Below are 1,450 nucleotides of genomic sequence, written 5' to 3' on the forward strand. Positions count from 1 at the left end.
GTCGAGGATGTCGAGGTCGCCGACCGGGCTGTCGGGATCGGCCACCGCTGCCTCGAGGAGTCGGGTGAATCTGTCGGCGAAGCCGCGGACGGTGTCCTCGTCGAACAGGTCCTGCGCGTATGTCAGCGCGGCGGTCAATCCTCGAGCGGCACCATCGCGGTCGACGCGTTCACTCACCACCAGGGTGAGGTCGAACTGGGTGGCGGTGTGGTCGATGTCCTCGATACGGGCGGTCAGTCCCGCCAGTTCGATCTTCGGGTGCTCTTGGTTCTGGAAGACGAGCATCACCTGGAACAGTGGGTGTCGGGTGGTCGATCGTGTCGGGTTGAGGGCTTGTACCACCCGTTCGAACGGCACGTCGGCGTGCTCGAATGCGGCCAGGTCGGTTTCTCGCACCGTCGTGAGCAGTTGGGTGAAGCTGCTGGCAGCGTCGACTGGGGTTCGCAGTGCGAGGGTGTTGACGAACATGCCGACCAGGTCGTCGAGGGCCGGGTCGCCGCGGCCGGCGACGGGGGTGCCGATCGCGATATCCGCGGTGCCCGATGTTCGGGCCAGGAATATCGCGAATGCGGTGTGCAGCACCATGAACACGGTCGCGGTGTGTTGTCGTGCGCGTTCGGCTGCCGCGCGGTGGGTGGGCGCGTCGATGGTGAACGTGTGTGTTCGTCCACGGTGGGTGACGGCGGGCGGTGTTCGGTTCCCGGGTAGTTCGAGCTGTTCGGGCAGACCGTCGAGGGTGAAACGCCAGTAGGTCAGCTGTTGCGCGAGCAACGAGTTCGGGTCGTCGTCGGAGCCGAGCAACTCCCGTTGCCACAGGGTGTAGTCGGCGTACTGCACCGTCGGTGCGCTCCAGGCGGGTGGGTTCCCGTGGGTGCGCGCGGTGTAGGCGGCCATGAGATCCCGGGCCAGCGGGGCGATCGAGGAGCCGTCGGCGCAGATGTGGTGCAGCACCACGGCGAGCACGTGCTCGTTGTCGGCCGTCTCGAACAGGGCGGCCCGCACCGGCACCGATGTGGTGACGTCGAACTCGGCGGAGGCCATCGACAGCAGTCGCGTGGCGAGCTCGTTCTCGGTCACCGCGGCGGTGGCGAATCCGCCGCTGATCTCGGCCGCCGGGACGACCACTTGGTGCGGGCCGGCCTCGGATTCGGGGTAGATCGTCCGGAGGGTCTCGTGCCGGTCCACCACGTCTGCGATCGCTGCCAGCAGTGCGGCCGTGTCCATGGTTCCCGACAGGCGCACGGCGAAGGGGATGTTGTAGACCGGTGAGTGTGGGTCGAACCGGTTGAGGAACCAGATGCGTTGCTGCGCATACGATAGCGGGATGTGTTCGGGTCGGGTCCGCGGAACCAGGGGTGTGCGTGCACCCGCAGCGGCCCGGGATTCGAGCCACGTCGACAGTGCCTGCACCGACGACGCCTCGAACAGCACTCGCATCGGTACCCGCGCA

1 protein-coding gene is annotated in these 1,450 nt (G+C 67.2%); it reads right to left on the reverse strand.

What is annotated here, in order from left to right; genetic code table 11:
- On the reverse strand, positions 1-1,437 hold a 1,437-nt coding region (locus ACNJ7E_RS00005), incomplete at its 3' end, for a condensation domain-containing protein (protein ID WP_418338682.1).
- Positions 1,438-1,450 lie beyond the last annotated feature (13 nt).

Origin of the sequence: Rhodococcus mengyinensis (genome assembly GCF_048381435.1) — a bacterium.
GTDB lineage: Bacteria > Actinomycetota > Actinomycetes > Mycobacteriales > Mycobacteriaceae > Rhodococcus_F > Rhodococcus_F opacus_D.